The organism is Mediterraneibacter massiliensis, from assembly GCF_001487105.1.
GTDB classification, from domain to species: domain Bacteria; phylum Bacillota; class Clostridia; order Lachnospirales; family Lachnospiraceae; genus Mediterraneibacter; species Mediterraneibacter massiliensis.
This window is the reverse complement of the sequence record NZ_LN913001.1, coordinates 1508924-1534753: the sequence shown is the minus strand read 5'-3', so window position 1 is coordinate 1534753 and position 25830 is coordinate 1508924. Positions and strand designations below refer to the sequence as shown.

Here is a 25830-nt window from a genome sequence, read left to right as displayed (position 1 = left end):
ATATGATATGTAAAATATATAAACATAGGAGAAGATCATGCCAAATATAGAATTATTAGAAAAAACCCTTCCTATCGCTCCCTTAAAAATCGTAGCAATGGAAAGCTGCAGAGCATTAGGTCAGAAAGTCAATGATTATATTGTCTCTTTCCGGGCAGATACCATCAATGAAGTATCCGAGTCCCCTTTGTATGTCAATTACAGATCCAATAATTATCTCGTAGACTGCTCCTGTCCTCGTTTCGGAACCGGAGAAGCAAAGGGAATGATCAAAGAAACAATCCGCGGTACAGATTTATTTATCATGACAGATGTCTGCAACTACAGTCTGACTTATACCGTCAATGGTCATGTAAATCATATGTCCCCGGACGATCATTTTCAAGATTTAAAAAGAGTCATCTCTGCCGCAAATGGAAAAGCTCGCCGTATTAACGTCATTATGCCTTTCATGTATGAAAGCCGCCAGCACAAACGTACAAAGCGGGAATCTCTGGACTGCGCGATCGCGCTGGAAGAGCTGACTGCTATGGGTGTGACAAATATTATCACTTTCGATGCTCATGACCCACGTGTACAAAATGCAATTCCTTTAAAGGGATTTGACAGTTTCAATCCTCCGTACCAATTCATGAAAGCACTGTTTCGTGATGTACCAGATTTTATTGCAGATAAAAAACATTTGATGATCATCAGTCCTGATGAAGGAGCAATGCACCGCGCCGTTTATTTTTCCAACGTACTTGGCGTAGATATGGGAATGTTCTACAAACGCCGTGATTACTCCACTGTAATAAACGGGAAAAATCCAATCGTAGCTCATGAATTTTTAGGAGACGACGTAACCGGAAAAGATGTGCTCATCATTGACGATATGATCTCATCAGGAGAAAGCATGCTTGATGTGGCAAAGCAGCTTAAAGAACGTAAAGCGGCACGTGTATTTGTCTGCTCGACATTCGGACTCTTTACCGATGGTCTGAAGAAATTTGACGAATATTACGAAAAAGGATATATCTCAAAGGTGATCACGACCAATCTCACCTATCTGCCACCGGAATTGTATGAAAAACCTTATTTCATTAAGGCCGACATGAGTAAATTCCTCGCCTTGATCATTGACTCCTTAAATCACGACGTCTCCATCGGAGCAGTCTTAAATCCAACCGATAAAATACACACGCTGCTCGAAAAACGTGCCAAAGGAGAAATATAACTCCAACTGATGAACTGCCTGTTATAGAGAAAGTAAAATTTGTCGTAGAAAGTACGTAAACAGCGAAAGCGTATGTGTGAAATATTCGCTCATCAGAGCATACCGCAACATATACATTTCATACGTCCTTTTATAATAAATTTAGCGAAACAACAAACAGCGCGAAAAGGGGCTGTGAAAAAATGAGAAATCATTTTTTCACAGTCCTCTTTTTATACATAAGCACATTTTTTTCTAAAAATGCGTATAACTCCCCCTTACCCCCCATAAGTCTAATGATTGAATGGCTTATGCGGCGGCTGCAGACCTTATCTTTTTATTGTGAAATTTATAGAGATTCTGTCCAATAGAAACCAGAAATACTTCCAGCCGAACCGATTCTATTCCTCTTCGTACGATTCGCTTATACCATCGATCATTCTTCATAATACCGAATGTTCCTTCCGCCTGTATCGAACGGTTCATCCTGAGCAGTGCTCCCTGGATGCTTTCCAGATTTTCTATCACTTCACGGTGCATGGCTGTGAGTTCTCGATTGACCCGCACCGTACGGTTCTTATCTGTCTTTTTACACTTCTCTGCATACGGACATCCGCTACAGTCTTCGCATTGATACACTTCTTCCTGTCTGCCGTATGCATTCCCTTTTACATTTTGGCGATACTGCAAGTGAAAGGCTTTTCCATTCGGGCACCGCATCATTCCATCTTCGCCAATCGGAAAGTTGGCTGCTCTGAATGGGTCTTCCTGATATTTCTTATCCGTTGTTTCCTTCTTGAACATTGGAAACTTCATATACTTTTCCATTTCATTCTGCTCACAAAAAATGTAATTGTTGTAGGAACCGTAGCCGGCATCTGCAACAGGATATTTCGGATAGAATCCATAAATATCTTTGAACTTGTCCATCAGCGGCACAAAGCAGTCCATGTCGCTGCGGTATTGATTCACCTCTACTACTGCTATATATTCATCTGCAACACCGATCTGGACATTATAGGCAGGAAGCAGCTGATCATTTCCCATATAATCTGTCTTGATACGCATAAATGTTGCGGAATGGTCCGTCTTGGAATAGCTGTTCCGCCCTTCTCCGCATATATGGATTTTCTCCACATATTCTTCCAATTTTTCCGCATATTCCATCAGCTTCTCATAGTGACGCTGCTGCATCGATTTATGATGGCCACGGCCATGTACAAATGTGGTTTCGTCTATCTGCCACATCTGAGCATATTTGCCGACGGCCTCCTTTAGGTATTCCGGTGCATACTCCGTATTGATACAGAGCCTTGTCCCAGTATAAGCAATCTCTTCATTGATCTCCTGCAGAAGTTTCGTAATCCTATCAAACAAGCGGTATCTGGACTTCTCGGTTGCCTTTTTCCATACCCAGGAATATTTGTTTGCATTTGCTTCAAATTTGGAACCGTCGATATACAGATGCTGCAGATCCACATGTTCTGTTTCAAAGATCTTCCGGTTGATATCGTTAAATATCTCTTCGATAGAATCTCCGAGCACTTCGTTGATAAAGTAGCCGAATGTCCTATAAGACGGGGTTTCATGATCCATAAGGTACATGAAGCGAAGATTCACCTTGCAACTGTCTTCCAGTTCCCGTAGTGAGATATACCCGTTTGCCATAAATCCGAATAAGACTGTTTTCAGCATGCTGACCGGGTTGTATCTGAGTCTTCCCGTATAGTGTTTCGGGATTCCTTTCAGATATTTCTCCAAATCCATTTCCTCCATAAAACGGTCAAATGTCAGCACTGGATCACAGATATCCAGATAATCCGAAATAAGTATTGGCAAAACTGCCTGTTTTGCGTTAGAATTAGACTTGTTAATAATTATCATCACAAGTTAATTTTAACACAAAAGAAGGACCTTGGGCTTATTTTTGACCCATGGTCCTTCTTTGTTTTTAGGCTATGCTTTTTTCACAGCCCCTTCTTCATTCAGCGATTGCCGAAATCCCCCGCTTTTGCAGCATACCGTTATCACAGTTACGTTTATATTTACGGGATCAGCATAGTCTGTGCTGCTTTTTTTATTCCTTTCCACATCGCGAATCCCCATGCAGGAGTGGTTTCCATATATTCTATCTGTCTTTTACTTAAATCCACGACGATCGGAAGCTCAAAGGCCGCATAGTGCTTATTGGGTTTTTTCTTTGTATAGGCAACTGCGTTTGGATCTGCTTTTGTCTGACACATCACTGCATAGATGCCGACACCTTTTTGAAGTCCTCGCGGCAGTCCCTTATAATTATCCAGCGCATACTGCACACAGGCTTTTGTATAGTTTTCCATAATTTGATAATCGGCGTTATCATTTTGTGTAATGAAAAAATATTGATGCATATTTACAAGCGCTGCCGACATTCTTTTTGATATATACAGATAACTGTGCAAAGAAGATACAAATTCGGCCTGTTCTTCAAATCTTGTATTTAATGTGTTTAAATATCCGGTTAATGCCGGGAAATACATATTTTGACTGTTTTCTGTATTGCTCACTGCCGTCTGATATAGTGCGGCGGATTGGTTATTTTCCGGAATATCAAACGCTTTCTTTCCACAAGACGGGCAAAAGACATAACCGTCTTCCAGTTTTTTTCCACAATTCCCACAAAACATACTCTTTTTCCTCTTTTTATTCTTGAATTTTTTACGTGTATTTTACCGTAATCTGCTTCTTTCATACTTTATTTTCGTTTTTAAAAACTTAAGCATATCTTGATAGCGTTCTTCCAATGTACCTTTTTTCTCCACATATTCCAAGCTTTCTGCTGCCGCGGTCAGAAACGTATCGTTCAGTTTTCGTTTATTCCTCTGGAGGAATTCTATTCTTTCCTCATTTCTGTCAAGTTCCAAAAATACAGGAAGAAGATGCGGACCACTTGCTTCTGTTATATCCTTCTTTTCCTCCTTAACAAGTTCAAACCGGTATTTCTGTCTTGCCTCCGGATACTTTTCTAGGTCTACCGGACTTAGAAACATATCTAATGGCCTAGCATAGATCCCCCTGTTTCCATACAGCGCCTGATACACGACCAGTTCTTCTTCCGTCTCGGTATGCATGGCAATGCAAATGATCTGATACTGTTTCCCCTTAAAATGTATATAGACATCGCCCTTTTGCGGTCTTTTTCTATCCATATCGTCGCCTCTCTATTTGTTTCTTTTCACTGCTGTCTGTATATATCCGGTTATGCCCCTGTGCAAATCCATTAATACAATTTTGCGCTGATCAACTTAGGACGGAATCCTTTCTTTTCCAAGGCATCCAATATTTTCTTCTTATGCTCTGTTCCAAAAGCTTCCATTGTAATACGTAGTTCTACTGCTGCATTACGGTTTGTGCTTACAAACTGATTGTGTTCCAGTTTGATCACATTGCCCTTTGCCTCTGCGATCGTCGCCGCCACACTCACCAGTTCACCTGGCTTGTCCGGCAAAAGTACGGATACAGAAAAGATCCTGTCTCGCTGGATCAATCCATGCTGCACGATAGATGCCATTGTGATCACATCCATATTACCGCCACTCAAAATACACACTACTTTTTTTCCTTTTAAATCCATCTGCTTTAGTGCAGCTATAGAAAGCAGACCAGAATTTTCCACGATCATCTTATGGTTTTCCACAAGATCTAAAAAAGCTCCGATAAGTTCATCATCCTCTACAAGCAGAACATCATCTACATTTTCCTTTACGTAGGGGAATATCTTCTCTCCTACTTTCTTTACCGCGGTTCCGTCTGCGATCGTATCCGCACTGTCTAATTCTACGACCTCGCCTGCTGCAAGCGCTGCCGTCATGCTTGCCGCCTCGGCAGGTTCTACACCGATCACTTTAATTTTGGGATTGAGCATTTTTGCCAATGTGGAAATTCCTGTCACAAGTCCGCCCCCTCCGATCGGAACAAAAATATAATCTACTGTGGGTAACTCCTGGACAATCTCCATAGCGATCGTCCCCTGTCCGGTCGCTACATCCAGATCATCAAACGGATGAACAAATGTATACCCGTTCTTTTCTGCCAATTCCATGGCATACGCACATGCATCATCATAGACGTCTCCATATAAGATGACTTCTGCCCCATAATTTTTTGTTCTGTTTACTTTGATAAGAGGTGTTACAGTCGGCATAACGATCGTTGCCTTGCATCCATATTTCTGCGCCGCATAGGCAACTCCCTGGGCATGGTTGCCTGCGGAAGCTGTGATCAGTCCTCTTTCTCTTTCTTCCTCTGTCAGTGTACTGATCTTGTAGTAGGCGCCTCTCACTTTATAGGCCCCTGTATACTGCATATTCTCCGGTTTTAAGTAGACTTTTCCTCCAGTCTGCGCACTTAGATAGTCACTGTACACCAATTTTGTAGGATTCGTCACCTGTTTTACGATATCACTTGCTTTTTCAAATTTTTCCAATGTCAGCATTTTTCACCCTTCTTTCTCGTCTGCCGTATAAAATAGCGCGTTTACAAACTCGTCTGCATCAAATTTCTGGAGATCTTCTATCTTTTCTCCCACTCCGATATATTTTACAGGAATACCAAGTTCTGCCTGAATTGCAACAGCGATCCCGCCTTTGGCCGTTCCGTCCATCTTTGTCAAGATCACTCCTGTAATCTCTGCCGCCTCGTTGAATTCTTTTGCCTGTGCAAGTGCATTCTGCCCTGTAGTCGCATCTAATACGACCAATGTCTCCCGGTAAGCTTCTGGGTATTCCCGATTGAGCACACGGTCGATCTTTTTAAGTTCTTCCATCAGATTCTTCTTATTATGAAGTCTTCCTGCTGTATCACAGAGCAATACATCTGCCTTTCTTGCTTTTGCAGCTGCTACTGCATCATAGACGATCGAGGCGGGATCGGATCCTTCTTGTCCGCCGATCAGTTCTGCGTTGGACCGATTTGCCCATTCTGTTAGCTGTTCTTTTGCCGCGGCACGAAATGTATCTGCTGCCGCTAGAATCACTTTTTTCCCCTGAGCGTGCAGTTTTCCTGCCAGTTTTCCGATAGTCGTCGTTTTCCCGACACCATTTACTCCTATCACAAACACCACCGAAGTTTTCTCTTCAAATTCGTATGCAGTCTCGCCCACATACATCTGTTCCCGGATACTGTCTATCAACAGTTGTCTGCACTGTACAGGCTCTTTTATATGTTCACTGCGCACTTTCTCCTTCAGATTGTCTATGATCTCCATCGTTGTCCGCACACCTAGGTCTCCCATGATCAAAGTTTCTTCCAATTCTTCGTAAAAATCATCATCTATCTGGGAGAATCCGTGAAATATGCCGTCTATACCAGAGACAATATGATCTCTCGTTTTTCCAAGTCCCTCGACGAGCCGTTTAAAAAAGCCTTGTTTTTCTTCCATTTTCTGCCTCCTTCTATTGTTCCAGTTCTTTTTCCAATAAATCTACAGATACAAGAGTAGAAACTCCCTTCTCCTGCATCGTGATCCCATACAGTCTGTCCGCAGATGTCATCGTCCCTCTCCGGTGCGTGATCACAATAAACTGTGTACTCTTTGTCAGCTTGTGCAGATACTGTGCAAAACGTTCTACATTGTTATCGTCTAACGCCGCTTCTATCTCATCTAAGAGACAGAATGGGGAGGGCTTCAAATTCTGGATAGCAAATAGCAAAGCGATTGCTGTCAGAGCCTTTTCCCCGCCGGAAAGCTGCATCATATTCTGTAATTTTTTTCCCGGAGGCTGTGCAATGATGCGGATCCCTGCTTCCAGTATATCTTCATCCTCCATCAGTTCCAGTGTCCCTTTTCCGCCCCCGAACAACTGCTTAAAGACATGATCGAATTCCTCTGAAATACGCGCGAACTGTTCTTCAAACTGCTTTCGCATAGCAACGTCCAATTCCCCGATGATCTGCTGCAAAGATTTTTCTGCTTCTACCAGGTCATCGTGCTGATTTTTCAGAAAAGAATATCTCTCCAGCAGATTTTTATAATCTTCGATAGCATTGACATTAACGCTGCCTAATTTGCGTATGTCGTTTTTCAGCGATTGGATCTGCCGTTTCATATGCGCCAGATCTGTCAGGTTCTCATTTCGAAGTTCTATTGCGTGATTATATGTGATCTCATATTCTTCCCACATATAATTCATCAATTTTTCCGAGGCCTCTTCATAAGATTCTTTCTGGCTGTTCAAGCGGAAACATTCTTTATCCAAGTCTGCCATATGTTTCGATAGTTCCTCTCGTTTTTCCAAAAAATCTTTATGCTTTTGGTTTAATTCTTCCCGCTTTTTCACCTGCACCCGGATCTCTGTTTCTATCTCAGCAAATAAATCCTTGGAATTTTCAATCGTATCTTTCAGTTCTTTTATTTCCTTCTCTTTCTTCTCTATATCTTCCGCTGCGTTTCCCTTATTTACATCTAATTCCTTTAATTCTGCGGAAAACTTCTCTATTTCTTCTTCGATACGGCTTACATTTTCTAAAATAAATGCATTTTGCTGTTCCAGGCCCGCAAGAGATAAGTGTACTTCCTCCACTGTACGTATCTGTGCCGCTTCCAACTCTTTATCTTCGGAAAGTGCAGCATTTAATTTTTCAATCACCGCATTTAATTCTTGTTCCAGATCTTCAGAAGTCTCTAATTCCACTTGAATAGAATCTTCATTTTCCACAATTTCCGCCAGATCATTTTCCAAATTTTCCTGTTCTTTCGCATAAGAGAGCACGCGGTTTGCTATCTCTTCCTGCCGGCTTTTGATCTGCTCGATGTACATTTTTACCGTATTTTCAATGACCGATGCTTTCCTGAGCTTTTCCTGTATTTCATCAATCTCGTTATAACATACTGTACGCTTTTGTTTCACACTGTTGACAGATTGTTCCATCTCGTCCATATCTGCTTTGAGCATGGAGACGGTTTTCTCAAACTCCTCGATTTCTCTTCTCCTGCTTAACAAATTGCTCGAATTCTTGAAAGCGCCGCCTGTCATAGCGCCGCCCGGATTGATCAATTCTCCCTCCAGCGTCACGATACGCAGAGACTGCCGATACTTCTTAGCAAGCTGTATTCCATGGTCGATCTTCTCTACCACGATCGTTCGTCCCAAAAGCTGATCTGCCAGGGCTAAAAACTTTTGATCCACCTGCACCAATGTATTGGCAAGTCCGATCACGCCCTTCTCTTTTAAAGCTTCCGGCGTGCGTATCCCACTTCCTTTTGACATACTGGTAAGCGGAAGAAAAGTAGCACGCCCGAATTTATTCTGTTTCAGATAGGATATCATTCTTTTTGCTGTTTCTTCATTATCTGTTACAATATTCTGGATATTGCCTCCAAGTGCGGTTTCTACAGCAATTTCGTATGTTTTCTCCACTTTGATGATATCTGCCACAACGCCTAACAGTCCTTTTTCCTTTTCTTTGTTCGCCATTACTTTCCGTATACTGTTTCCATATCCATCGTAACGTTCCGTAATATTTTTCAAGGAATCCAGGCGTGAAGATTCTCTGTGATAAGCTGTCTGTCCGATCCGGAGCTTTTCCTGCTTTTCTGATAGTTCTCTTTTGAGCTGGTCGATCAACTTCTCATTTTCTTCTATCTGCATTTTATAGCTGACAATCTCTCCGTTGATCTGGCTTTGTTCTCTCTCACGAGCATGCAATGTTTCTGTTTGTCTTTTCTTTTCTTCTTCCAACTCCTTTAGGCTGGCCGCCAGTATCTCTTTTCTTGAGGCGATCTGCTGCTTTGTCGTATCATAATGCTGTATCTTCGCTTTAGTAGTAGCTCTATTGTTCAAAAGCTCCATGATCTCCTGTTTGTTCTTCTCGATCTGATCTGTACGCTGCGCAATCCTTGTTTGCACTTCGATCAGAGCCTTCTTAGCCTTCGTATCCTGCCCTGAGATCTCGCTTAATTTCTCATGCACCTTTTCTTTCTCATGGTACAGCTTTTCTTTTTGCGCTTCTCTTGTCTCTATCTCTACACCTATCGTACGCAAACGATTATCATAGTGTTCGTCATTTATACGTGCTGTATTGATCTGCTCCTTTAAAACATTGATATTTCCCTCCAGCTGTTGTTTTAACAAAGTCGTCTTATTCAGTTGATTCTTTGCCTTCTCGATAGAATAATCGATTTCATCTACTTCTTCTTCAATCGCCTCATATTCAGACTTCATCTTATCATAACGGGATTTTACATCTTCTAATTCTCCTGAAGCAGTTTCATATTTTTCATCTATCCCCTGTATCTGCTCTTTTACTCGTTCAGCTTCCAACAGAAACATATTGATATCGTAGGTTTTTAACTCTTCTTTTTTCTTTAAATACTCTTTTGCTATCTCCGACTGTTTTTCCAGAGGACCAAGCTGCTGTTCCAGTTCTGAAAGAATATCATTTACACGCGTCAAATTCATCTGTTCTTCTTCTAATTTTTTCACAGACATATTCTTTCTTCTCTTAAATTTTACGATACCGGCAGCTTCATCAAAAAGTTCTCTTCTTTCTTCTGGCTTTCCACTTAAGATTTTATCAATCTGTCCTTGTCCGATAATGGAATAGCCTTCTTTCCCGATCCCCGTATCATAGAACATTTCATTGATGTCTTTTAATCGGCACATGGATCCATTGATCAGATACTCACTTTCTCCCGAACGATAGAGTTTTCTCGTCACTGTCACTTCTTTATATTCTACCGGAAGCTGCTGATCAGAATTATCCAAAGTGATCGCGACAAACGCATAGCTGAGCGGCCTTCTATTTTCTGTTCCGGAAAAAATCACATCCTGCATGCTGCCGCCTCTTAGCTGTTTTGCCCTCTGCTCTCCGAGTACCCAGCGTACCGCATCGGCTACATTGCTCTTGCCGCTTCCATTTGGCCCCACGATCGCTGTAATGCCATTGTGGAACTCAAATTTTATCTTATTGGCAAAAGATTTGAATCCCTGTACCTCTATACTTTTTAAATACATACATTCCTCGCTTTATTTTTCTTTTTTCATTCTTAAGATTGCTTCATAAGCTGCTTTTTGCTCCGCTGCTTTCTTTGTCCTGCCTTCTCCTATGCCAAATACTTTTGTGCCTATTTTTACCTCTACAAAAAAAGATTTATTGTGATCCGGACCTTCTTCTTTTACGAGCTGATAACAGATTTTTTCATCTGCCTGTGCCTGTACTATTTCCTGCAAAATAGTTTTACTATCATAAAAGAGTTTTTTGTTCTCCAAATCTGTTAAAATAAACCGATGAACGAACTCTTTTGCATTAGTAAAACCACCGTCCAGGTAGATGGCTCCAATCAAAGCCTCCATAGCGTCTGATGTGATAGACTCCCGTTGTCTTCCGCCTGTCGCTTCTTCTCCCCTGCCTAAAAGCAGATACTCTCCTAATCCAATTTCCCGCGCGCAAAATGCAAGCGCAGGCTCGCATACCATACTGGCTCTTGTCTTTGTCAGTTTTCCTTCTGAAACTTTAGGTTCATTTAAAAATAAATATTCACTGGATACCAATTCCAAGACTGCATCTCCCAAAAACTCCAGCCTTTCATTACACAAATATTTTTCCATATGCTTTTCATTTGTATAAGAACTATGCATCATCGCGCACTCTAGGAGAGAAAAATCATGAAACTTATATCCGATTTGTTTTTCCAATTTTCTTAGCTTTTCATTCATATGGCATTTTCCTCTTAAAACGAAAAAGCCCATAGGGGCTTTTTCATTTCTTCCATTCCTATTATTCAACAGCCTTTTTTATCTGATCTACCGCATCCTGTACGGTCGTAATTTTCTCTGCCTCGTCATTGTCAATCTCAATGTCAAATTCTTCTTCAATCCCCATGATAATCTGGAAAATATCCAATGAATCTGCCCCTAGATCGTCCACGAACGTAGTCTCCGGTCTGATATCTTCTTTTTGTACATTTAATACGTCTGCAATAATTTCCTGTAATTTTTCAAATTCCATAACTTTTTTCCTTTCTTTCCTGCTTATTCTTCTTTTTCTTCATTCTCTGTCCTCTGGATCGCTTCTTTTATCTTCTCATTGATCCTTTGTTCCTTAAATGTAAGACATTGGATGATCGAATTGCATATCTCTTTTGAAGTCGAACTTCCATGGGTTTTGACAACCAGTCCATTTAATCCCAGCAGCGGAGCTCCGCCATGTTCACTGGAATCAAAATCTTTTAAAGTAGCTTTCAGTGCCGGTTTTACCAGAAGCGCCCCTATTTTGCTTCTCATGGAACTCATCATACCTTTTTTAATCTTCTTGACTAACGCAGCGCCTACACCCTCGTAAAGTTTAAGAATCACATTTCCTACAAAAGCCTCACAAACGAGTACATCTGCCGCTCCGTATGGAATATCTCTGGCTTCTACACTTCCGATGAAATGAATGTCTTTGCATGCCTTTAAAAGTGGAAATGTCTCTTTTACAAGTGCGTTTCCCTTTTCTTCTTCCGCACCTATATTGACGATTCCTACGGTCGGATTCTTTTTCCCAAGTACATTTTCCATATAAATGGTCCCCATCTTCGCAAACTGTACCAGATGAGACGGACGAGCATCTACATTTGCCCCACAGTCAATCAACAAGGATACACCGTTTAATGTAGGCAGGAGCGGTGCTAATGGCGGTCTCTCCACACCTTTGATCCTCCCGACCAGAACCTGTCCTCCTACCAGAACAGCCCCGCTGCTACCAGCCGACACAAAAGCATCTGCCTCTTTCTTTTTCACAAGATTCATTGCAACTACGAGTGAAGAGTCCTTCTTCCTGCGGATCGCCATTACCGGCGGTTCTGCCGTTTCGATCACTTCTGTAGCATTGACGATCTCAATCTGGTCCTGCGGATAGGTATATTCTGCTAATTCTTTTTTCAGCACTTCCTCCTGTCCGGTCAGCAAGATATGGATATCCGTTCTTGCCTTCACAGCCTCTACTGCCCCTTTGATGATTTCTTTCGGCGCATTATCTCCGCCCATCGCATCCAGGGCTACTCTTGTTATATCAGACATGATCTCTCCTCCTATCGCTACTGACAATTATTCTACTGGAAAACATATGAAAAATCAATAAAAAAAGACGTAAAACACAAAGTTTTTACGCCTTTTTTCATTTCTGATCAATCTACAGAAATGATTTCTTTTTTGTTGTAAGAGCCGCACGCCTTGCACACTCTGTGAGGCATCATGAGTTCTCCGCATTTGCTGCATTTCACCAGGTTGGGAGCGCTCATCTTCCAGTTTGCTCTTCTTTTATCTCTTCTTGCTTTTGAAGATTTATTCTTTGGACAGATTGACATAGGTTACACCTCCTTAAAATTCTTAAATAGGTCACGGACAACCGACATTCTAGGGTCAAGCCCCGTATCTTCACAGTTACAAAAACCCTCGTTCAGATTCTGACCACATGTACTGCAGATTCCCCGGCAGTCTTCCCTGCACAGGACTTTCACCGGCCATCCTATCAAAATCTCATTATAGAGTAATTTCTCTATGTCAAGGTTACATCCGTCAATAATAAAGTTGGACTCATCCAGTTCTTCTGTCAACTCTGCATCCGGCACATCCAGATCTACATGCTTTTTTATATCCAGCACAAATTCCTGCCGGACATTTTCCAGACATCTGTCACAGGGAATCTCTATAACAAGACTCGTCTGTACACATAGGAACATCTCTTTTCCTCTGACATGTTCTGCCTTTACATGCACCGGAGTCTTCTCCACAATGGAAAATTTTCCTGCTTTAGACTCGAACACATCCATCTTAAGTTCCACTGTTTTATCCAACGTCTCATGCCGGTCCGACATTACGTCTGACAGGTTGATTAACATAACTGATACTCCTATCCACACCTAAACTATTATAGCATGTAAATATCGTTTGTCAAGAGGTGTATTCTATACTATTTTACGAGCGCCATCGTTTCTCTTGCAATTGCCAGTTCTTCGTTTGTAGGAATTACAAATACTTTTACCTTTGAGTCCGGTGTAGAAAGCACTTCTTCTTTTCCTCTCAAACCTTTGTTCTTTTCTTCATCAAATGTAATCCCCAGATAACCAAGATAGCTGCACACCTGACTTCTGACAATATCATCATTTTCGCCGATACCTGCTGTGAATACAATATCGTCCACACCGTTCATAGCCGCCGCATATGCCCCAATATATTTTGCCACACGGTAAGAGAATACTTCCATCGCCGTCTGTGCTTTTTTATCTCCTGCCAGAGACGCATCCGTCAGATCACGGAAATCGCTGGAGAGCCCGCCTGAAAGTCCGTACACACCGGAATCCTTGTTTAGGACTTTCATCATTCCGTCTATATCGAGTCCTTCTTTGTGCGCAATAAATTCCATGATAGCCGGATCGATATCACCGCTTCTTGTTCCCATTACCAGACCTTCAAGAGGTGTAAGCCCCATAGATGTATCAACAGACTTTCCATTGAGTACTGCTGTCACACTTGCGCCGTTTCCAAGATGACACACGATCGTTTTCAGATTCTCATATGGTTTCGCCATCAATTCAGCTGCTCTTTTGGATACAAAGCTGTGGCTTGTCCCATGAAAACCATAGCGTCTTACTTTATATTTTTCATAATATTCATAGGGAAGTCCGTACATATATGCTTTGGCAGGCATTGTCTGATGGAAGGCTGTATCAAACACAGCGACCATCGGTGTGCCCGGCATCAATTTTTCACATGCCTCAACACCGATCAAATTTGCTGGGTTGTGAAGCGGCGCCAACTCATTACATTCTGCCACCGCATTTTTCACTTCTTCCGTGATCACAACAGAAGATGCAAACTTTTCTCCGCCGTGCACCATACGGTGTCCTACTGCGCCAATCTCATCCAGACTGCTGACAACACCTGTTTTCTCATTTGTCAGCGCCTCCAGCACATACTGAATCGCCTCTGTATGTGTCGGCATTGGTTTTGCGCTCTTTTCCTTTTCTCCGCCTGCCGGCTGATAAGTAAACTGCCCGTCTATCCCGATTCTTTCACAGATTCCTTTTGCCAAAACTTTTTCTGACTCTGCATCAATGAGCTGAAATTTCAAAGATGAACTTCCACAGTTGATTACTAATACATTCATTTCCTTATTCCTCCTAAAGATTTCCTGTAATATTTTAGCGTACGCCTTCTCCCGAAACACCGCGAAACACTTTTATTTTTTATTGTGCCTGTGCCTGCACTGCTGTAATGGCAACAACCCCTTCGATGTCTTCCGCGCTGCAGCCGCGGGAAAGATCATTGACCGGAGCTGCGATTCCCTGTGTAAGTGGTCCATACGCCTCTGCTTTTGCCAGTCTCTGTACAAGCTTATATCCAATATTTCCTGCATCCAGATCTGGGAAGATCAAGACATTGGCATGTCCGGCCACAGGACTGCCCGGTGCTTTTGACTCTCCGACTGAAGGAACGATCGCAGCATCCAACTGCAGCTCTCCATCCAATTTCAGTTCCGGAGCCATCTCTTTTGCCAGTTTTGTGGCTTCTACCACTTTATCTACATCTGCATGCTTTGCGCTTCCTTTTGTGGAATGAGAAAGCATAGCGACAATCGGTTCTTTGCCTGTCAATGTACGGAAAGATTCTGCAGAAGAAAGTGCGATGTTTGCCAGTTTCTCCGGATCTGGATTCTGCTCCAGGCCTGAATCTCCGAAAATAAATGTCCCATCTGCTCCCATATCGCAGTCCGGCACGACCATTAAAAAGAAAGCGGATACCAGCTTTGTCCCCGGCTTAGTTTTCAGGATCTGCAGGCATGGACGCAATGTATCTGCCGTAGAATGGCATGCCCCTGAAACCATACCGTCTGCATCTCCCATTTTCACCATCATAACGCCGTAGTAGAGATAATTGGTCAAGAGCAGTTCTCTTGCCTGTTCTTCTGTCATACCTTTTTTCTGTCTTAATTCTACTAATTTCGCGATATAAGCTTCCGTTTTTGCATTTGCTGCAGGATCTACGATCACAGCTCCGGAGATGTCATATCCTTTCTTATTTTTCTCGATCTCTTCTTTGTTTCCTACTAAAATAAGATTTGCTGTTCCTTCTCTTAAAACTGCTTCTGCAGCTTTATACGTTCTTTCGTCCTCTGTCTCAGGAAGAACGATCGTTTTTTTGTCAGCTTTCGCTCTTGCTTTGATTTCATCAATAAATCCCATGGTTTACAGCCACCTTTCATAATTTCTCACTGTCTTCTATTATAGCGCAAATGTTTTTTGTATACAAGGGAATTTGTAGGAATTCTATGTGTATTTTTAAGTACAATCTCACACATCTGACAGTGTGCTCACAATCCAAAAAAGACTGTTACGATATTGAAATATACGAGTATTGTACACGTATCCAATATCGTCGTGATCAAAGGCGCCGCCATGATCGCCGGATCCAGTCCCAGCTTCTTTGCCAGAAGCGGCAATGTACAGCCGATACATTTTGCCATCACCACCACTGCGATCATCGTAAGTCCAAGCGCCAGTGAAAGCATGATATTCTGCCCATACATGATATAGATACGGATACCGTTTACAAAAGCAAGCATCATACTGACGATCAAAGCAATCCGTATCTCTTTAAATATCACCCGAAAAATATCTTTAAACTGAATCTCTCCTACCGCAAGTCCGCGTATGATCAGGGTAGAACTCTGCGAGCCGCAGTTTCCACCCGTTCCCATAAGCATAGGGATAAAAGTGATCAGAACCGGCATGATCGCCATCGCTTCCTCATAATATCCAAGGATCTCCCCCGTCACAGTAGCGGAAAGCATAAGCAGCATAAGCCAAGGAGTACGATTACCCGCATGTTTAAAAACAGAGGTACCAAAATAGGAATCTTCATTTGGACTGACACCTGCCATGATGCTGATATCTTCCGTTGTCTCGTCCTGCAGGACAAGCATAGCATCATCTACTGTTACGATCCCCACCAGACAATTTTCATGATCGATGATCGGAATTGCTACAAGACCATATTTCTTGATCGTTTTTGCCACATCTTCCTGATCGTCCAGTGTCCGGGCATAGAGCACATTTTCATCCATAATTTCTTCGATCAGTCTGGATTCTCCGGCTGTCAGCAAATCTTTTACATCTACCATACCGATCAAATGCCGCTTTTCTGTTACATAGCAAGTGTAGATCGTCTCTTTGTTGATGCCAACCTGCCGTATTTTCAAGATCGCGTCTGCCACTGTCATTTCTCGCCTAAGGCTGATATATTCCACATTCATTATACTTCCGGCGCTGTCCTCCGGGTATTGAAGCAGAGCATTGATCTTTACTCTTGTATCTTCATCTGTCGCAAGAAGCAGTCTGTCGACTACATTTGCCGGCATTTCTTCCAATACATCCACTGTATCGTCTACATACATTTCTTCCATGACTTCTTCAAGTTCGGAATCTGTCAGCGCATTGATCAGATCTTCCCTCATATCACTGTTCATGTCTGTAAATACTTCTGCCGCTTCTTCCTTCGCCAGCAGACGGAATATCAAAATCATCTGCTTTTCATCCAGTTCTTCTAATATCTCTACTATATCGACTGGGTGCATGTTCTCCAGTTCTTCTTTTAGTTCCTTGTAACTGTGTTTTTCCAGCAGATCCATGATTTTCTCTTTTTCCATTTCTGCCGCACCCTCTTTCTTTCATGATTTTACTGACAAAAAGCCTTCTTTTTATAGTATAATAGTTCATATATTGATATACAAGGAGATTATTATGAAAATTGTCGGTTTGATCACAGAATACAATCCGTTTCACAATGGACACCGCTATCACATCGAAGAGGCCAAGAAAGTGACAGGCGCCGATGCGGCTGTCGTCATCATGAGCGGCGATTATGTGCAAAGAGGTATACCTGCCATCATGCCTAAGCGCCTGCGCGCAGAAATGGCGCTCAAATGCGGAGCAAGCGCCGTCTTCGAACTTCCCGTCTGCTATGCCACAGGAAGCGCAGAATTATTTGCCTATGGCGCTGTTTCTTTTTTAAACAGTTTAAATATAGTAGACTGTCTTTGCTTTGGAAGCGAATGTGATGATTTAAACAGTTTAATCCGGATCGCCCACATTCTTTCAGAAGAACCACCTGCGTACCGACAGGCTCTGCAGGCTTCCTTAAAAAGAGGAAATTCTTTTCCTGCCGCAAGGCAAGAAGCACTCTTTTCTTATACAGGCTTACAAAAGGAGGCTTCCTTGTTAAATGATCCGAACAACATACTCGGCATAGAATATCTGAAAGCACTGATAAAAACCAAAAGTTCTATTTGTCCTTATACGATCAAACGTCAAGATTCTCACTATCATGATACTGCACTGACAGACGGCTATAGTTCTGCTTCAGCTATCCGCTCTTTGCTTGCCTACTCCAGTGCCTCCATCCACACAAGCCATTATGGAGAAACCTTTGACAACACTGCTTTTTCCAATATATTAGGGCAACTGGAAAACCAGGTTCCTTCCTGCTGCCTGGAACTTTTGAAAGATTATCACCGTGTTCTCTACCCAGTATATCAAAATGATTTTTCTCTTATCTTAAAATATAAACTGCTAAATAAAAATTCTATGGAATTTCTTCGTTATATGGATGTATCCGAAGAACTTTCCAATCGTATCTGCGCGAATTTAAACAACTTTTTTAATTATAAACAGTTCTGCGAACTTTTAAAAACAAGAGAAGTCACGCAGACACGCATCAACCGTGCTCTTCTTCATATTATGCTGGGTATAAAAAAAGAAAATGTAAAAGGAACTGCTGTACGCGGCGGACATTTATATGCCCGTCTTTTGGGGTTTCGCAGAGACAAAGAAAAGCTTTTGTCCCTCATATCAGAACATTCCAAACTGCCTCTTCTTATTCGTTCAGCTGATGCAGAAACCCTCTCAGAAACTGCCAAAAAAATGCTCACCCAGGATATACTGGCATCGAACCTTTATACTTCTGTTATAACCGACAAGTATAAAACCGCATTCGCAAACGAATATAATCAACCTGTCATAAAAATATAGACAGACAAATCTGCCCTTAAAATACAAAAAGACAACTGTACACTGCTGTGTATCCGGTTGCAGGCAGTTCTCTGCCTCTGCCCGAAGATATACAGCCATGTGACGTCGTCTTTTTTATCTTAGGATATAACGCTGCTCCTATATATTACATCACTTTCTTGGTACATGTAACTGCCAGTGCCCCCGGCCCGATATGGCATGCCACACTTAGAGATAAAGGCGCCTCCATGATCTCGTACTCCGGAAATCTGGCATGTATTTCTCCCTTCCATTCTTCTGCCGTTTCCGGACTGCATGTGTAGGCCATTCCGAGCACCAGCTGTTCTTCTTTGCCTGCGAAACGGGTGTTTATATCCTGTTCGATCGCACTGAGCATGGTACGTTTCGCTGCTTTCCATCCTCTCACTTTCGCATAAGCATCTAACTTTTCTCCCTGTATCTGCAAAACGGGTTTTAAATTGAGTACCGTTCCCAGCGCTGCCGCCGCCGGCGTGATCCTGCCGCCCTTTTTCAAATACTTCAATGTATCTACTGTAATATAAATACTGGATTCTAATTTTTCTTTTTCCAGAATTTCTTTTATTTCTTTTGCGTTCTTTCCCGTATCTCTCAAATATAACGCATCCAGCACAGACTGTTCCTGCGTGACAGAAATCCTCTGATTGTCTACAACCTGCACTCGGTCTTCATAATTTTCTGCCAGCGTGACAGAAGTATCACAGGTACTGCTCAGACCGCTGGACATCGGAATATGCACGATCTCGTCATATTCCTTCAAAAGGCTCTCCCACAGCTGCAGCACTTCTCCTGGTGCCGGCTGGGAAGTAGAAATAGCAGAATCCTCTGCCAGTTTTTTATAAAATTCTTCCTGTGTAAGAGTAATGTCCTCCTGAAACAGTTCTCCATCTATAAAAAACGGCATCGGGATAACAGAAATGCCTAGTTCTTCTCCCTTTTTCTGTGTAATTCCACTGTTACTGTCAGTTACAACCGCAATTTTTCCCATAATTCTTTCCTCGCCTTAGTTTTTAAAACTGTGGATTGGAGCAGGTATACGACCTTTTCTTCCAACAAATGCCTCGCATCCAAACTCGTTTACAGGCATGATCGGAGCATACCCCAAAAGGCCGCCAAATTCCGCCGTATCTCCCACATCTTTCCCAATAACAGGGATCAGCCTGACCGCCGTTGTTTTTTGGTTGACCATACCGATCGCCATTTCATCTGCTATAATTCCCGCAATCGTACTTTCTGATGTTCTTCCCGGAATCGCGATCATATCCAGGCCCACAGAACATACGCATGTCATCGCTTCTAATTTTTCCAGCGTCAGCGCCCTTGCATTGACCGCATCAATCATTCCTTGATCCTCACTGACCGGGATAAACGCGCCACTCAACCCTCCCACATAGGAAGATGCCATCACGCCTCCTTTTTTCACCTGATCATTGAGCATAGCAAGAGCTGCCGTTGTTCCCGGAGCCCCAACTCTTTCCAAACCAATCTCCTCCAGTATTTCCGCTACGCTGTCTCCTACCGCTGGGGTAGGCGCAAGCGAAAGATCTACGATGCCAAACGGTATTCCCAGTCTTTCTGACGCTTCTTTTGCCACCAGCTGTCCGACCCGTGTTACTTTAAACGCTGTCTTTTTGATCGTCTCGCATAGTTCCTCAAATCCTTTTCCCCGCACCTTTTCCAGTGCCTTCTTCACAACTCCCGGTCCGCTTACACCTACATTGATCACCGCGTCTGCTTCCGTCACGCCTAAAAAGGCACCTGCCATAAACGGATTGTCATCCGGAGCATTACAGAAGATCACCAGCTTCGCGCAGCCCAAAGAATCCTGCTCTTTTGTAGCCTCCGCCGTCCTCTTTACAATCTCCCCGCTTAAACGGACCGCATCCATGTTAATGCCTGTTTTTGTCGAACCTACATTGACGGAACTGCAGATCCTCTCCGTCTGCGCAAGAGCCTGCGGAATAGAACGGATCAAATATTCATCGCTCTTTGTCATCGCCTTGGACACTAAGGCTGAATAGCCGCCGATAAAGTTCACGCCCACTTCTTTCGCCGCCTTATCCAATGTTTTCGCAATGCTCACAAAATCTTCCGGACTTTTGCACGCTGCTGCCCCTACAAGTGAAATCGGCGTGATAGAAATTCTTTTATTCACGATTGGGATCCCAAATTCTTTTTCAATATCTGCCCCTGTATCTACTAACTTTGCCGCCGTAGAAGTAATCTTTTTATAGATCTTCCGATTCACTTCTTCCAGATTGGAATCTATGCAGTCTAAAAGGCTGATGCCCAGTGTAATGGTACGCACATCCAGATTCTCATGCTCGATCATCTTATTCGTTTCTGATACTTCGTACATATTAATCATGTCGTTTTTCCTCGCCTTCGTAAACTTTTCTACAGTCTGTGCATCTTTTCAAAGATTTCTTCTCTCTGGCAGTGTATTTTCACCCCAATCTGCTCTCCCATCTCTGCAAGTTCATCGCAGACCACTTTAAAATCTTTCTCTATGCCTGTCACATCCACGATCATCATCATATTAAAATATCCCTGTATGATCGTCTGTGAAATATCTAAAATATTGATTTGATTCTCCGCAAGGTACGTACATACCTTTGCAATGATTCCCACCGTATCTTTCCCCAAAACTGTCACAATACATTTCTTCATATTTTTTCCTCCTATCTCTTTCTAAACTGTCACAATTTTTGAAACAGTATCTCTTTTTGCCACAAACATATCCAAGTCATCCCCTTTATATGCATTATCCGCAAGCGTTACTTCTAGTTTTACAGTTTCATATGCCAATTTTGCATAATTATTCTCTTTGCTTAAATGCCCCAGAATGATCTGCTTCAAATTATCATGTAGTATATCACAAAGAAGTCGTCCTGACAATTCATTTGAAAGATGCCCTTTTTCCCCAAGGATCCTTTGTTTCAGATAGTAGGGATAGGCGCCGACCTCCAGCATATGTATGTCATGATTCGCCTCCAAAAGCACTGCATCCAGATTTTTCAGATTTTCTACTGTATATGCGTCATACACCCCCAGATCTGTCGCCACCGCCACTGCTTTGTCTCCACATTCCATACGATATCCGCATGGTTCATTCGCGTCATGTGAAATAGCAAATGGGTGAATACGCATATCACCCAGGCAGAGTTCTTCATCCGTGTAGATCGGATGAAATAAATCCTTAGGTACTTTCCCCAGCCCCGAATAGGATAAAATTCCCTTGATCGTTCCCGGTGTAGCATATACCGGAATCTCATATTTTCTGCTGAACACGCCCAGCCCTTGTATATGATCCGAATGCTCATGTGTGATCAGGATCCCGTCCAATTCTCCTCCTTTTATTTCCAGTTCTCTTAAGCCTTCGTCGATCCTCTTTTTGCTGATTCCTGTATCTACAAGCAGATGCGTACGGTCACTTCCCACATAAATACAGTTTCCGCTGCTTCCACTGGCAATACTGCACATTCTCATAATACTCTGTCTCCTATTTGTCTCTCTGTATTTTCAAATGTTCCGCTGTTGTCGATCACAGCCGTACATCTTTCTCTAAACATTTCTTCATCAAGCTGAGAGGCTACTATCTTTTCCGTCTTTTCCCTCGTATATCCGCGGGATTCTTGGAGCCTCTTTATACGCACTTCTTTTGGCGCATAGACATACCATATTTCATCGCAGAGCGGCTCATATCCCGCCTCTAACAGCAATGCCGCCTCCATGACATACAGTTTTCGGTCCTCTTTTTTCCGGCGTTCTATATCTGCGCAGACCCACGCCTTCACCTCCGGATGTACGATCTCATTAAGTCTTTTTAACTTTTCTTGATCTCCAAATACTTCTCGGCTCAATTTTTGTCTGTCCAGTTTGCCGTCTTCCCTTAAAATTCTTCTTCCAAACAGCGCGACTATTTTTTCCAGGCATGTACTCCCCGGTTTCTGCAGTTCCTTTGCCACCGTATCCAGCTGACATACATATGCGCCATACTTTTCTTCTAAAACTGTGAGCACAGCGCTTTTTCCACTGCCTACTCCACCCGTTACTCCGATGATCTTCATATCTTCTCTGTACCTCTTGCTTGATCGCTTCCCGGTCATCCTTTACTTTGCTTCATACCAACTCTGTCCTGTATGCATGTCCACAATGAGCGGTACCTGCAAATCTGCCGCCTTTTCCATCTGTTCTTCCAATATATCTTCGATTTGCTCCAACTCCTCTTTTTCTGCTTCGATCAGTAATTCGTCATGCACCTGCAAGATCAGTCTGGATCTTAAATTCCGCCGCTTTAATTCCCTATCTACGCCTATCATTGCCATCTTGATGATATCTGCCGCGCTTCCCTGTATCGGCGCGTTCATCGCCACTCGTTCCCCAAAAGAGCGCTGCATAAAATTGCTGGATCTAAGTTCAGGCACGGGTCTTCGTCTCCCAAACAGCGTAGACACATACCCCTTTTCCTTTGCCTGTTTTACCGTATCATCCAAAAATTTCTTCACGCCCGGATACGTCTCAAAATAATGTTCTATATATTCCGCAGCTTCTTTCCTCGTGATACTTAAGTCTTGGCTCAGACCAAAAGAACTGATTCCGTACACGATACCAAAATTTACCGCCTTCGCATTTCTTCTCTGTACATCCGTCACCTCTTCAAATGGCGTGTGAAACACCTGTGACGCCGTCATCCTGTGAATATCCTTCGCTTCTCTGTACGCCTGGATCAACTGCGCGTCTCCTGAACAATGTGCGAGGATACGCAGTTCGATCTGAGAATAATCTGCATCCACAAAAACACAGCCTTCCTTTGGGACAAACACTTTTCTGATCAGCCTGCCTAATTCCATGCGGACCGGTATATTCTGCAAATTCGGCTCTGTACTGCTGATACGCCCCGTCGCTGTGATCGTCTGATTGAAAGTTCCATGGATCCTCCCGTCTCGTCCGATAAAATTTGCCAGACCGTCGGCATACGTAGATTTCAATTTTGTAAGCTGCCGATACTCCAATATTTTCGCCACGATCGGGAAATCTGGCGCCAGCTTCTCCAACACATCAGCGGCAGTAGAATATCCTGTTTTGGTCTTTTTGGCATGCGGCATTTTCAATTTATCAAATAAAATAACACCCAGCTGTTTTGGAGAATTAATGTTAAATTCTTCTCCTGCCGCCTCATAGATTTCCTGTTCCAGCTGCACGATCTGCTCCCCCAGACGCCCGCCGTACTTTTTTAATTCTTCTGCTTCTACTTTGATACCGGCCTGTTCCATAGCATACAGTGTAAACAAAAGCGGCATTTCGATTTTCTTAAACAACTGATACATATCCGCTTCTTTGAGCTTGTCTGTCAATGGCTTTGCCGCTTTCAGACAGGTGTACGCTTCATAACACGCCTTGACCGGCGCTGCTGCATTCGCATCTATCATAAAATCCAACTGCTCTCTTGCGATATCTTCATACGTATAATCATTTTTAAGAGGATTTAATAAATAGGCCGCAACGACTGCATCAAAACATCTTTCTTTGTTTATCTCCGAAAAAAACGGAAGATATCGCTTCAGATCACACATCACAAACGTTCCTGCCTGCCGAGCGATCTTCGAAAGACCGGCAAAAAGATATTCCATATCCGTCTGCATATCACAGGGGATCGAATACACCTGATCTTCTCCAAAGGCCAGCGCGATTCTTCCATAACCTGACGGATGGGCAAACAAAGGCAGTACATTCCCGTCATCTTTTAAGATAGCCGCCCCTACCACCTCTGCCATGCATGCCTCTTCAAAAATCTTTTCCGTCTCTGTCCTGTCTGTAATTTCTTTAAACTTCTTTTCTATATCATTTACAGATGCCTCCACGTCAAAACGCCGGAGCAGATTTTTAAACTGCAGTCTCTGAAAATACGTATATGCTTCCTTGGTATAAATATTCCCATGTTTTGCCGCATCCAGATCAAAAGAAATAGCCGCATGTGTTTGGATCGTAGCAAGCGTTTTGCTCATCTGCGCCTGCTCCCAGTACTCTTCCAGATTTTTTCCGGCTCTTGGCGGCTTTAAATTTGCCGCATGGGCATAGGCCTCCTCTATCGTTTTATATTCTTGTATGATCTTTGTCGCCGTTTTCTCTCCGATTCCCGGCACACCGGGGATATTGTCAGAAGTATCTCCCATCAATGCTTTTACATCGATAAATTCCTGCGGCGTCACTTTATATTTTTCTAGGACATCCGCAGCATAGTAATCCTCCACTTCCGTCCTGCCTTGTTTCGTCTTTGGGATCCGGATCTTTACATGTTCTGTAGCAAGCTGCAAAGTGTCCCTATCCCCGGAAATAATAGACACATCCAGTCCTTCTGCCTCACATTTGACAGAAATCGTGCCAAGCAGATCATCCGCCTCAAGTCCTGCCTGTTCAACAATCTCTATCTGCATTGCCTTTAATACCTCTTTTAGTACGGGCACCTGCTGACGTAGTTCTTCTGCCATCGGTTTTCGAGTCCCCTTATACTCTGCATACATCTCATGTCGGAAAGTAGGTGCGTGCACATCAAATGTAACCGTCAGATACTGCGGTTTTTCCTCATCCAAAATCTTAAAAAGGATCGTTAAGAATCCGTAGATTGCATTCGTATGCAGCCCTTCTGCGTTTGTCAGATCCGGAAGTCCATAAAATGCTCTGTTTAAGATACTGTGTCCATCTATCAATACGATTTTTTCTCTCATGATCTATCTCCATTATATCTATTTTCACCACGAAACAAGTATACACTAAAATCTTTCTTTTTAAAAGGCTCTTTTTATGTTATGATAACTGTGTATACAGTAAGACAGCAGAAAGGAGTTTACAACATACATGACTGCAAATGGAATTATATTTGACGTAGACGGCACTCTGTGGGATTCTACCGATACAGTGGCAGAGGCCTGGACAGATGCGATACAGCATCACACACAGCTCGATATGGAGATCAATGCAGAAATCTTAAAAAATGTATTTGGAAAGACAATGCGCGAAATCGCCAACACCCTTTTTCCCACTCTGTCGGATAAAGAAAAAATGACTATTCTTGATATATGTTATGAATATGAAAATCAACTTCTGAAGACAAAGCCGGGCAAACTCTATGACAAAGTATATGAAACCTTGAAAACACTTTCAAAAGAGCACCCTCTTTTCATTGTCAGCAACTGCCAGTGCGGATATATTGAACTCTTGCTGGAAACAACCGGCATCACACCTTTTATTCAGGATACCCTCTGTTTTGGCCAGACAAATACATCTAAAGGGCAGACGATCTTGACACTCATGAAAAGAAATCATTTGGAGAAAGCGGTATATGTAGGAGATACACAGGGTGACTGTGATGCCTGCAAAGAGGCAGGAATCCCCTTTATCTATGCCGACTATGGATTTGGTGAAGTAAAAGAGGCGCCTGTGCGTATCCACGCTTTTTCCGAATTACTCACACTGTCTCCCAACTTCTTTCGTTAAAAACCTGTTTTCATCCAGATTGAAAAAGGCAGGAAGAAATCTATCCAGACGACGGATTTCTTCCTGCTTTATT

At 42.7% G+C, this 25830-nt stretch carries 23 protein-coding genes; 3 read left to right on the top strand and 20 right to left on the bottom strand.

Translation table 11 applies throughout. The features are described 5' to 3' along the window. Window positions 1–37 precede the first annotated feature (37 nt). Window positions 38–1216 carry a ribose-phosphate pyrophosphokinase gene (locus tag BN3282_RS11490; RefSeq protein WP_059069318.1) on the top strand — a complete coding sequence of 393 codons (1179 nt, stop codon included), beginning with the start codon at window positions 38–40 and terminating at the stop codon, window positions 1214–1216. Window positions 1217–1504: 288 nt separating this feature from the next. Here BN3282_RS11490 and BN3282_RS11485 read toward each other — a convergent pair whose 3' ends face one another. The 14 genes from BN3282_RS11485 to mgtE all read right to left on the bottom strand — a co-directional run bounded on the left by BN3282_RS11485 (window position 1505) and on the right by mgtE (window position 16861). Next, window positions 1505–3079, bottom strand: coding sequence for an IS1182 family transposase (locus BN3282_RS11485; protein WP_059066519.1), 1575 nt, complete (start codon window positions 3077–3079; stop codon window positions 1505–1507). Between the two features lie 161 nt (window positions 3080–3240). Continuing rightward, a complete protein-coding gene (locus tag BN3282_RS14930) occupies window positions 3241–3861 on the bottom strand; it encodes a zinc ribbon domain-containing protein (RefSeq protein WP_059069316.1) in 621 nt (206 codons plus the stop codon). Between the two features lie 42 nt (window positions 3862–3903). Then, entirely contained in the window at window positions 3904–4383 is a 480-nt protein-coding gene (locus BN3282_RS11475; RefSeq protein ID WP_059069314.1) for a DUF1653 domain-containing protein, read from the bottom strand. A gap of 71 nt (window positions 4384–4454) precedes the next feature. Beyond that, complete coding sequence (ilvA, locus tag BN3282_RS11470; protein ID WP_059069312.1) at window positions 4455–5669, bottom strand: threonine ammonia-lyase; 1215 nt, start codon at window positions 5667–5669, stop codon at window positions 4455–4457. A 3-nt stretch (window positions 5670–5672) separates the two neighbouring features. Further along, window positions 5673–6614, bottom strand: coding sequence for a signal recognition particle-docking protein FtsY (gene ftsY, locus BN3282_RS11465; protein WP_059069310.1), 942 nt, complete (start codon window positions 6612–6614; stop codon window positions 5673–5675). Window positions 6615–6627: 13 nt separating this feature from the next. Then, a complete protein-coding gene (smc, locus tag BN3282_RS11460; RefSeq protein ID WP_059069308.1) occupies window positions 6628–10188 on the bottom strand; it encodes a chromosome segregation protein SMC in 3561 nt (1186 codons plus the stop codon). Between the two features lie 12 nt (window positions 10189–10200). Further along, entirely contained in the window at window positions 10201–10890 is a 690-nt protein-coding gene (gene rnc / locus BN3282_RS11455) for a ribonuclease III (protein WP_059069306.1), read from the bottom strand. Between the two features lie 61 nt (window positions 10891–10951). Then, entirely contained in the window at window positions 10952–11182 is a 231-nt protein-coding gene (gene acpP, locus BN3282_RS11450; RefSeq protein WP_059069304.1) for an acyl carrier protein, read from the bottom strand. Window positions 11183–11205: 23 nt separating this feature from the next. Beyond that, window positions 11206–12234, bottom strand: a complete 1029-nt coding sequence (gene plsX / locus BN3282_RS11445; RefSeq protein ID WP_059069301.1) for a phosphate acyltransferase PlsX — start codon at window positions 12232–12234, stop codon at window positions 11206–11208. Between the two features lie 107 nt (window positions 12235–12341). After that, entirely contained in the window at window positions 12342–12521 is a 180-nt protein-coding gene (rpmF, locus tag BN3282_RS11440) for a 50S ribosomal protein L32 (RefSeq protein WP_004068723.1), read from the bottom strand. A 3-nt stretch (window positions 12522–12524) separates the two neighbouring features. Then, on the bottom strand, window positions 12525–13055 hold the full coding sequence (locus BN3282_RS11435) for a YceD family protein (RefSeq protein WP_059069299.1): 531 nt from the start codon (window positions 13053–13055) through the stop codon (window positions 12525–12527). A 71-nt stretch (window positions 13056–13126) separates the two neighbouring features. Beyond that, window positions 13127–14323, bottom strand: coding sequence for an acetate kinase (locus BN3282_RS11430; RefSeq protein ID WP_059069297.1), 1197 nt, complete (start codon window positions 14321–14323; stop codon window positions 13127–13129). Between the two features lie 79 nt (window positions 14324–14402). Continuing rightward, complete coding sequence (pta, locus tag BN3282_RS11425; protein ID WP_059069295.1) at window positions 14403–15398, bottom strand: phosphate acetyltransferase; 996 nt, start codon at window positions 15396–15398, stop codon at window positions 14403–14405. A gap of 128 nt (window positions 15399–15526) precedes the next feature. Then, complete coding sequence (gene mgtE, locus BN3282_RS11420; protein ID WP_059069292.1) at window positions 15527–16861, bottom strand: magnesium transporter; 1335 nt, start codon at window positions 16859–16861, stop codon at window positions 15527–15529. A 94-nt stretch (window positions 16862–16955) separates the two neighbouring features. On the opposite strand from mgtE, the gene BN3282_RS11415 reads away from it, so the two are divergent. Next, on the top strand, window positions 16956–18242 hold the full coding sequence (locus tag BN3282_RS11415) for a nucleotidyltransferase (protein ID WP_059069290.1): 1287 nt from the start codon (window positions 16956–16958) through the stop codon (window positions 18240–18242). 145 nt (window positions 18243–18387) lie between these two features. Here BN3282_RS11415 and BN3282_RS11410 read toward each other — a convergent pair whose 3' ends face one another. From BN3282_RS11410 to polA, 6 genes are read right to left on the bottom strand one after another with little or no spacing between them, the layout of a single operon-like run. Then, window positions 18388–19248, bottom strand: coding sequence for a DegV family protein (locus BN3282_RS11410; RefSeq protein ID WP_059069287.1), 861 nt, complete (start codon window positions 19246–19248; stop codon window positions 18388–18390). A gap of 15 nt (window positions 19249–19263) precedes the next feature. Beyond that, complete coding sequence (locus BN3282_RS11405; RefSeq protein WP_059069285.1) at window positions 19264–20628, bottom strand: PFL family protein; 1365 nt, start codon at window positions 20626–20628, stop codon at window positions 19264–19266. A gap of 29 nt (window positions 20629–20657) precedes the next feature. Further along, the gene (locus BN3282_RS11400) at window positions 20658–20930 is read right to left on the bottom strand and encodes an ACT domain-containing protein (protein ID WP_059069283.1); all 273 of its coding nucleotides are present in this window, start codon (window positions 20928–20930) and stop codon (window positions 20658–20660) included. Between the two features lie 21 nt (window positions 20931–20951). Beyond that, window positions 20952–21749, bottom strand: coding sequence for an MBL fold metallo-hydrolase (locus tag BN3282_RS11395; RefSeq protein WP_059069281.1), 798 nt, complete (start codon window positions 21747–21749; stop codon window positions 20952–20954). Beyond that, the gene (gene coaE / locus BN3282_RS11390; RefSeq protein WP_059069279.1) at window positions 21746–22330 is read right to left on the bottom strand and encodes a dephospho-CoA kinase; all 585 of its coding nucleotides are present in this window, start codon (window positions 22328–22330) and stop codon (window positions 21746–21748) included. Before coaE ends, BN3282_RS11395 begins: the two co-directional genes overlap by 4 nt. Window positions 22331–22372: 42 nt before the next feature. After that, entirely contained in the window at window positions 22373–24988 is a 2616-nt protein-coding gene (polA, locus tag BN3282_RS11385) for a DNA polymerase I (protein ID WP_059069277.1), read from the bottom strand. Window positions 24989–25118: 130 nt separating this feature from the next. On the opposite strand from polA, the gene BN3282_RS11380 reads away from it, so the two are divergent. Further along, window positions 25119–25757: an HAD family hydrolase gene (locus BN3282_RS11380; RefSeq protein ID WP_059069275.1), complete on the top strand. Its 639-nt coding sequence runs from the start codon at window positions 25119–25121 to the stop codon at window positions 25755–25757. Window positions 25758–25830 lie beyond the last annotated feature (73 nt).

Bases quoted from the DNA above. Each gene is read 5' to 3' on its own strand.
- BN3282_RS11410 (WP_059069287.1), bottom strand. From the start codon at position 19,248: ATGGGAAAAATTGCGGTTGTAACTGACAGTAACAGTGGAATTACACAG.
- ilvA (WP_059069312.1), bottom strand. From the start codon at position 5,669: ATGCTGACATTGGAAAAATTTGAAAAAGCAAGTGATATCGTAAAACAG.
- plsX (WP_059069301.1), bottom strand. From the start codon at position 12,234: ATGTCTGATATAACAAGAGTAGCCCTGGATGCGATGGGCGGAGATAAT.
- coaE (WP_059069279.1), bottom strand. From the start codon at position 22,330: ATGAAGATCATCGGAGTAACGGGTGGAGTAGGCAGTGGAAAAAGCGCT.
- rpmF (WP_004068723.1), bottom strand. From the start codon at position 12,521: ATGTCAATCTGTCCAAAGAATAAATCTTCAAAAGCAAGAAGAGATAAA.
- mgtE (WP_059069292.1), bottom strand. From the start codon at position 16,861: ATGGAAAAAGAGAAAATCATGGATCTGCTGGAAAAACACAGTTACAAG.
- BN3282_RS14930 (WP_059069316.1), bottom strand. From the start codon at position 3,861: ATGTTTTGTGGGAATTGTGGAAAAAAACTGGAAGACGGTTATGTCTTT.
- acpP (WP_059069304.1), bottom strand. From the start codon at position 11,182: ATGGAATTTGAAAAATTACAGGAAATTATTGCAGACGTATTAAATGTA.
- BN3282_RS11415 (WP_059069290.1), top strand. From the start codon at position 16,956: ATGAAAATTGTCGGTTTGATCACAGAATACAATCCGTTTCACAATGGA.
- smc (WP_059069308.1), bottom strand. From the start codon at position 10,188: ATGTATTTAAAAAGTATAGAGGTACAGGGATTCAAATCTTTTGCCAAT.
- BN3282_RS11490 (WP_059069318.1), top strand. From the start codon at position 38: ATGCCAAATATAGAATTATTAGAAAAAACCCTTCCTATCGCTCCCTTA.
- BN3282_RS11475 (WP_059069314.1), bottom strand. From the start codon at position 4,383: ATGGATAGAAAAAGACCGCAAAAGGGCGATGTCTATATACATTTTAAG.
- BN3282_RS11400 (WP_059069283.1), bottom strand. From the start codon at position 20,930: ATGAAGAAATGTATTGTGACAGTTTTGGGGAAAGATACGGTGGGAATC.
- BN3282_RS11485 (WP_059066519.1), bottom strand. From the start codon at position 3,079: ATGATAATTATTAACAAGTCTAATTCTAACGCAAAACAGGCAGTTTTG.
- rnc (WP_059069306.1), bottom strand. From the start codon at position 10,890: ATGAATGAAAAGCTAAGAAAATTGGAAAAACAAATCGGATATAAGTTT.
- BN3282_RS11405 (WP_059069285.1), bottom strand. From the start codon at position 20,628: ATGATTAATATGTACGAAGTATCAGAAACGAATAAGATGATCGAGCAT.
- BN3282_RS11380 (WP_059069275.1), top strand. From the start codon at position 25,119: ATGACTGCAAATGGAATTATATTTGACGTAGACGGCACTCTGTGGGAT.
- BN3282_RS11395 (WP_059069281.1), bottom strand. From the start codon at position 21,749: ATGAGAATGTGCAGTATTGCCAGTGGAAGCAGCGGAAACTGTATTTAT.
- polA (WP_059069277.1), bottom strand. From the start codon at position 24,988: ATGAGAGAAAAAATCGTATTGATAGATGGACACAGTATCTTAAACAGA.
- pta (WP_059069295.1), bottom strand. From the start codon at position 15,398: ATGGGATTTATTGATGAAATCAAAGCAAGAGCGAAAGCTGACAAAAAA.
- ftsY (WP_059069310.1), bottom strand. From the start codon at position 6,614: ATGGAAGAAAAACAAGGCTTTTTTAAACGGCTCGTCGAGGGACTTGGA.
- BN3282_RS11435 (WP_059069299.1), bottom strand. From the start codon at position 13,055: ATGTTAATCAACCTGTCAGACGTAATGTCGGACCGGCATGAGACGTTG.
- BN3282_RS11430 (WP_059069297.1), bottom strand. From the start codon at position 14,323: ATGAATGTATTAGTAATCAACTGTGGAAGTTCATCTTTGAAATTTCAG.